This window comes from Arthrobacter sp. TS-15 (assembly GCF_006964045.1).
Lineage (GTDB): Bacteria > Actinomycetota > Actinomycetes > Actinomycetales > Micrococcaceae > Arthrobacter.
This window is the reverse complement of record NZ_SDXQ01000069.1, coordinates 46,491-53,621: the sequence shown is the minus strand read 5'-3', so window position 1 is coordinate 53,621 and position 7,131 is coordinate 46,491. Positions and strand designations below refer to the sequence as shown.

General features: G+C 62.0%; 6 protein-coding genes. 1 reads left to right on the top strand and 5 read right to left on the bottom strand.

From position 1 onward, the window contains the following. Nucleotides 1–87: 87 nt before the first annotated feature. Nucleotides 88–915, top strand: a complete 828-nt coding sequence (locus EU811_RS22715) for a hypothetical protein (protein WP_238703539.1) — start codon at nt 88–90, stop codon at nt 913–915. 162 nt (nt 916–1,077) lie between these two features. On the opposite strand, the gene EU811_RS22710 is transcribed toward EU811_RS22715, so the two are convergent. The 5 genes from EU811_RS22710 to EU811_RS22685 form a co-directional block, all read right to left on the bottom strand. Continuing rightward, nucleotides 1,078–1,488, bottom strand: coding sequence for a hypothetical protein (locus EU811_RS22710; RefSeq protein ID WP_238703538.1), 411 nt, complete (start codon nt 1,486–1,488; stop codon nt 1,078–1,080). A gap of 1,214 nt (nt 1,489–2,702) precedes the next feature. Beyond that, nucleotides 2,703–3,284: an adenylate kinase gene (locus EU811_RS22700; protein WP_187697298.1), complete on the bottom strand. Its 582-nt coding sequence runs from the start codon at nt 3,282–3,284 to the stop codon at nt 2,703–2,705. Between the two features lie 666 nt (nt 3,285–3,950). Beyond that, nucleotides 3,951–4,835 (bottom strand): SDR family oxidoreductase, encoded by an 885-nt coding sequence (locus EU811_RS22695; RefSeq protein WP_142940518.1) that lies wholly within the window; start codon nt 4,833–4,835, stop codon nt 3,951–3,953. Nucleotides 4,836–4,843: 8 nt separating this feature from the next. Continuing rightward, on the bottom strand, nt 4,844–6,376 hold the full coding sequence (locus EU811_RS22690; protein ID WP_142940517.1) for an aldehyde dehydrogenase family protein: 1,533 nt from the start codon (nt 6,374–6,376) through the stop codon (nt 4,844–4,846). Beyond that, entirely contained in the window at nt 6,373–7,128 is a 756-nt protein-coding gene (locus tag EU811_RS22685) for an HD domain-containing protein (RefSeq protein ID WP_142940516.1), read from the bottom strand. Before EU811_RS22685 ends, EU811_RS22690 begins: the two co-directional genes overlap by 4 nt. Between the last annotated feature and the right edge of the window lie 3 nt (nt 7,129–7,131).

The window sequence follows — 7,131 nt, the reverse complement described above, 5'->3', positions numbered from 1 at the left end:
AAAGCACTTAGAGTCATTACTACTTGACATAAGGTCCATTATCGGCTCTTTGAAAGGGCAGGGAGGAGCTCCAGGAGGGGCTTCTGAATGTTGACGGCCGAGGCTGCAGCACTATGCGCCACCTTCCACGACCGCGCGTCAAGTTGCAGCGAACCCAAAGCCGAATCACGGCTCCTTGCTTTCTCCTCGGAACAGGTCCGCCCCGCCCACAGTCGGAGGGCGCGCGAGCAAGAGCTGCGGCGCGCCCAAGCGGCCGAGGAACAACAGGCCCGCGAACTGCAGGCCCGGTTCGATGCGGAGCGCTCAGCGGCCCGTGCACAGCTCGCCCCGGTCATGGACAACCGGTGGTGGGACACAGCCACCGGCCGCGACGTCGAAAGGGCACATGAGACGGCCACCGCGTGGAAAGACCACGACCCGGCGGCACGCGACGCGGCCGAACTGATCCGTGACCAGGTGCAGCGCCGCTACGGCTTGGACGTGGACAACCTCGGTGCCAATGAAGCAACGGTGGCGGACGCCCTGGCTAAGGCCCAGCGGGACCGCGAACAGGCAGAACAGGAACGCCGTGCCGGCGGTGAGGAAAACGCCCAGGCTGTGCAACTGCTGGCCGAGGCCGACCGGGAAGATCGGGACCGTGAACGAGACGTCACCGAAGAAAACCAACACCCCGAAGCGCTGCGCGAAGAGGCTGGCATCAAGTACGACACTGTAGAGCGCCGCCAAGAGCTCGCGACCAGCCTTGAGGGGCTGGCTGACCGCGAGGCGGTGGAGGCACGCCTTAGGGCCGACCAGGACCAGGCAACCCCGCCCAGCGCGGCCGTTGCCAAGGCACCAGGACGCAATCCTAAGGCACGCAAGACACGCGGGCCCAACGGCCAAACCAAGCTTCTACAAAAAGGCATGACCCGATAGGTGTCGAGGACTATCCAGCAGGCCCTACAGACTCCCAGCGCTTCTGGGCTCCCTGCCGGCTGATACCGAACGCCTTTCCGTTCTTGTCCCAGGAGACGCCCGCCATCCTCGCGGCGACCACGGCCTCGTGGAGCTGGGCCTCCAGATCCTTTAAGCTCTGGCTCAGTGATCGAATGGTGTGCAGCGACAGGTCCGGAGCGACGTGTCGGTGCCACACATCCAGGAACAGCGGCTCCAGGTCCTCTCGATCACGCGTCGGGGCCGGCCGGCGGTCCGGCGTAGATACGCGCCGCGGCCCACGTCCTCGTCAGCCGGATCCCAGACCCGCGTCCACAACGGATCCAGGATGACGTTTTCCCGGAACGGAACACAGCTGCAGGCGACCCTCCATCCCACCACCTGCGACGGCGGCCGCCACGCAGCGCGGGCCAGATCCTCCTCATGCCCGACCGCCCGGCCATCCGGCGTCATCAGGTCTATCTCCATGTACCTGCCACCGGACCCGTACATGCCGCCTGCGAAAACGCACACGAGGTAGCCTTCATGGTCGCTGCCCTCTGTGAACCAGCCCATTACGCTTCCCTTCACCAGATCCCTGCTGCTATAGCGACAGCATGCCTGAGCGCAACCGCAGTTGCTAACGGAGCGGGAATGGAGCAACCTTAGTTGTCCCAAATAGTATCGTCGTTTGTCGGGAACTCCTTGACACCCCTGACCGCGTTTGGCGGCAAGGATCTTGAGCTTAACGCGTTTGCTCCTGGGAATCTTAAAGTTCACCCGCTGCATGTCTTCCGGGGGCGCCTGATTCTCAAGGCTTTCCCTCAGCTCGGCCTTAGCGCCTGGAGACTGCCTTCGAAGCGCTGAAGACGCCCCCGGATCAATACTCATTTACTCATCCTCCCGATTCGGGGATGGCGCGCAAACAGTCATTGGCGCACGGACTGCCGGACCCTTGGAAGACACTGAATTCCTTCACGCGCGGCGTTTTCGCAGCTGCTTCTACTACCGCATTTTGAACCCCGTTTCCCGGCCTTTCCTCAGGCCGTAGGCCGCGCCGGGGGAGAGGGCACCCTTTGTCGTAGCAGTAGGCAGCGGGGCCTGTAAAAATTGGTGGCATGGCCAAATTTGAGGGCGGGACCGGGGGCTGGACAGGACTCGATCCTGGAGGTTCGCGTGGAGCTGGTCGACAGCGAGTCTGAGATTTGGTGTCGATTCGAGCTCGGGGGCTTCCCTGACTTTGAGTCAGGTACATCAGGTCCTGCAGGCGGTAGTTTGGTGGGAGGACGCGCCCCCTGCACAGGTTTGTAACAGGCGATCCGTTCGCGCCGCTGCGGCCGGATGAAGGCGAATTTCCGGAAGGATCCAGCATTGCAAGTCATTCTCAATGGCGCCGCAGAATTGCCTCAAGAATGCGAAAAAGGCCAGTCGTCAGCTCTAGAAAGGTTATTCGCCCGAACAGGGTCTCGAGTGCAGGAAATTTTCCTGGCTTTGCAGCTTGGCATCACCTGCCCAGGGGGCAGCAAATGCCAAGCTGCAAGAGCGGATAAGGAGGCAACCTCGTCAGTTGGCATAGCATCGGCCATAGCGCGGCCTCGCGGAGATTCTCAGATATACCCGCACATAATGGACCGGAGCTTCGGTCAACCGCTATTTAGCCGGAGCTTCGCCAATTGCAAGGTGCCCTTGAGAAAAGCAGGAGAGGCTCTTCGATACGGTAAAATAGCCGCCCCACCGGGTGCCGCGACCCTACGGAGCAGAGCGATGTAGGACGAAAACTGCCTTCGCGATCATACAATGCCGCTAAAGGTGCCAGTTGTACCAAGGGCGTTGAGAACCCGGACGGTAACCTCTTCGATTTGGCCTATGCCGTCCACCTGGGTTAGGATGCTGCGCTCGGCGTACTTGGCCACCACAGCCTCAGTCTGCTCGTGGTAAAGGTCCAGGCGGTGACAAATGACGGCTTCGTTGTCGTCGCTGCGGCCTGTTTGCTTTGCACGATCTAGCAGGCGGGAGACGAGTTCAGCATCATCCGCGGTGAGCCGCAGGACGATGTCTAACCTCTGGTCGCCATCCGCCAGAACCTCGTCGAGGTAATCCACCTGCGCGGTAGTGCGCGGATAGCCGTCCAACAGGAAGCCGTTCTCGACGTCCGGCTCGCTCAGTCGGTCGCGCACCATCTTGTTGGTGACGCTGTCCGGAACGAAGTCGCCGGCATCTATGTACTTCTTGGCTTCAATGCCAACCGCCGTTTCGCCCTTTACGTTTGCACGGAAGATATCACCGGTGGAAATCGCTACGACGCCGAGGCGCTCGGAGATCCGCTCAGCCTGCGTTCCTTTTCCGGAACCGGGAGGTCCCATAATCAGCATTCTAGGCATAACTGTCCTGTCTTTGATCGCTTGGAGGGGCATATGTTGTGTCGCGATAGTTGGACGGGGCGCCATCCGTCCCCAAACATAAAGCGTCGGGAAGTTGCCGGCTATACGTTGCCTAATAGTCGCTCTGGTGGAGGGAATTGCTGCCCTTGACCCAAATGCCTGGTGAACTACCCACCGCTGGCATACGGCTGCCCTGGCCGACAAACCGGGAAGTCGGCACCTCACTCTTGTCCTCCGACTGCAGCGGTTGCCACCAACCGGTCTCGGGGCAGCTATCACCAGTATGCACAACGAGGGTTTCGAATTGGGTGCCAGCGGTGGGTATGCGCATTTTCATGACAATTCCTTAGTCAGGGAGGCGAGCGGGTGCGGCCCCGCAGAAAGCGGGGCGGTCATGGGACTGAAATTCTCGCCTCTATAAATCTTGCGTGACGGGGCGAGGGATGGACTTCTTGGAATTTCAGAGGGAGTGAGCAGGGTTGCCTTAGATGCGTGCCGTTACTGAGGGGCTAACACTTGCGGAACATGGTATCGGCCGGCAGCGTCAGGAGCGGTTCCGGATTAAGGTCATTCCTTCGCTCTCCGGGTAGAAACAGGTGGAGGCCCGAGGAATGTCCAGAGGTGTGAAATGCAGCTCGGAAGCAAACCACACATCAGTCAGTTGTTGTTGATACGGTCCTTCGGTGCACTTTCAGGAGACATAGATTGGAATTGCGCGAGTGTCATTGGCCGTTGACCTGTTATTGTTTCGATGTCTTGGCTTATTCTTGCCATTTCCCCGGAAGCGATCGCTGTATACGTGGAGACCCAGGCGTCGTTCTGCCAGTTTGGCGCCGCCCATGCCTTGCGAGACTCATAGGCTTCCGCAACTGTTTCGTTCTGAAACTTGACGGCCCTTCCGTGCGCTGTGGCTAAAATCTGTGCAATTTCAGTCAAAGTGAGCGCTTCGGGGCCGGTGAGATCATATGTAATATTCCGATGCGCTGAAGGGTCCCGGAGGATGACTGAAGCTGCCCGAGCCACATCGGCCCTAGCAACGATTGCTACGCGTCCGTCACCAGCAGGACCGCGAATGATGCCGTCTTCTCCCACCAGGGCGTCCATGAAATCCATATAGAAACTGTCGCGCAGAAACGTGTAATCGAACCCGGACTCTTGGATGTACTGCTCTGTGAGGTAATGGTCGCGCGCGAGTGTAAACGTGGCATCGGGTGCAGCCGAGATGAATGACGTGTAGATAATATGCTTGATTCCTGCCGTCTTGGCAGCATCGATAAATGTGCGGTGCTGGTGGATACGTTCGCCGCTTTCGGATGCCGAGATCATGAAAAGGGTTTTGGCTCCGTACAATGCCTGTTCCGAGGCTGAGCGATCGGAGTACGAGAAAGGGAACACTTCTGCCTTCTCGAGGTAAGGTGCCTTATCGACCGAACGCACAAGGAGCCGTTGGGGCACTCCAAGCTGGGCTAGATGACGGGCGACAGCCCCGCCGATAGCTCCCGTGGCTCCGGTGACGGCAAGGGAAGGACTAGACAAATTCATTGGGTTAGCTATCCTCCGATAGTTGGCGTGATGGGGCCGGACAAAGGCTTCCGGTGGATGGACTTATAGCTCAGATAGGCGTTCAGGCCTTCGATCCCATACTCGGTGCCGAGCCCTGAATCGTGCCGGCCGCCGAACGGGGCGGCGTGGTTGGAAGCAAAGAAGTTAATGCCGACAGAGCCGGTGTCCATCCTGTCCGCAACAGCGAGGGCAGCTTCAGGGTCCCGCCCGAAGACCAGGCCTCCAAGGCCGAATGTGGTGTTGTTTGCCAGCGCAACGGCCTCGTCAACATCGTCGTATTTCAGGATGCAGAGTACGGGGCCGAAGATCTCTTCCCGCGAGATGCGCATGTCCGGGGTGACGCCGGCGAAGACGGTGGGTTCCACGAAATAGCCGCCTTCCAGCCCTCCGCCCAGCGTCGCCGCGCGTCCGCCGGTGGTTGCTAGCGCCCCTTCGGCAAGGCCGGATTCCACGTACTCCAGTACTGTCCGGTACTGGGATTCCGTGGCGCACGGGCCGAACATCGTCTCCGGGTCAAGTGGGTCTCCCTGCTTCCCGGCAGCGATCGTGGCGGTGACCATGTCTACTACTTCCTCGTATCGACTGGCCGGCGCGAGGATGCGTGAGGAGATGTAGCAGGTCTGACCGGTATTGCGCATGGACGAGCGGATCAGCACCTTGGACATCGCGTCCAGGTCCGCGTCCGGCAGTACGATCCCGCTGGATTTCCCGCCGAGTTCCAGGGTAACGGGACGCAACAGTTCCCCGCACGCCGCTGCGATTTTCCGGCCCACCGGCGTCGACCCGGTGAAGGCGACTTTGTTTACATCCGGGTGCTTCACGAGGGCATCCCCCAGCCGGCCGGAGCCGGTGACGAGGTTCACGACGCCGGCCGGCACGCCCGCGGCGGCTACGGCGTCGACGATCAGGCGGATGGACAGCGGCGTGGGCGAGGCCGGTTTGATCACCACGGTGCAGCCGGCCAGCAGCGCCGGGGCGAGCTTGATAACCACCAGGTTGATGGGGAAGTTCCACGGTGCAATCAGTGCGCACACGCCCACGGGGTCGCGCCGCACCACGGATTCGCCGCCGCCCTTGGGGAAGGCCCGCACGTCCTCGCGTTCCAGGTAGCCGGCCAGTGTGGCGAAGTAGCGGAAGATGCCTGCGGCGTTGGCGGCGGCACCGGCGGACTCGGAGACCGGCGAGCCGTTCTCGCGGGTGTTGGTCAGGGACAGTTCCTTTGCGCGCGTGTCCACCTCGTCGGCGATCCGCAGCAGGTACGCGGCCCGTTCGGACGGCGCCAGGCGCGGCCACTCGCCGTCGAACGCCCCGCGGGCGGAGGCGACGGCGGCGTCCACGTCTTCGGGTGTTCCGTCCGGTACGGAGCCCCACACTTTTCCGGTGGCGGGGTCGGTGACGGGGTTGCGGTCGGTCCCAAGGGCCGGCGTCCAGGCACCATGGATGAACATGTCGTCCACCTCGGTGTAGGGCAGGGCCAGCGCGGCGCGGGCCTCGAGGGCGGAGGGAGTCACAGCGGTCATCGGATCACTCCGGTCTTGAGTAGAGCATTGGAACGGTTGAGGTCCGCGGTGGCCATGTCCACGGCGGCTTGGGTAATGAGCTCCGGGATGATTTCGGCGGCGAGGCGGTCCGTGTAGGTGGCCGGGTCCATGCCGAACCACGACGAGGCCAGTGCGATTCCTGCTTGGTCGAAACGCCACAGTCGGTCGGCGTCGCGCATCAGCGCGTCTTCCAGCGACTGGGCCACCGAGCGGGTGTCGTGGCCATCGATGATCTCGCAGACGCGTTCAATGAATTCCGCGGAGTAGCCCAGGCTCGGGAGCACCCGGCGGGCCACGTCGCAGCCCTGTTTCTCGTGCTCGTAACGAATAGCAGCTTTGCGCCAGTCCCCCGCGAATCCCTCGGAGAGGATGCGGGACTCGTCCACGTGGGCCCAGCCGGTGTCGTGCAGCAGGGTTGCCACCCGGACCAGTTCGGCATCGGCGTCGGGGTAGGCCCGGCACAGCCGCTCGGCGAAAGCGAGCGAGATCGGCAGATGGATGTCGTTGCCGCGGGTCCGGGTCTCGTGAACCACGGCCCGCCAGAGACCGTCGAGTTCCTTGAGCGTGGCCGGGGTCGTGGCGATCGGGCCAGTGTCCACCGGACCGATGGCGGGAACGGGACGGACAGGGTGCCCTGCGGCAAAGGCGTCAGCCGCGGGATTGACGTCCGCGGGGTGCTCGGACGCGGCGCCGGTGTCGGTGTCGGCAACCGGATTCTTGGGCGTGGTCATAGT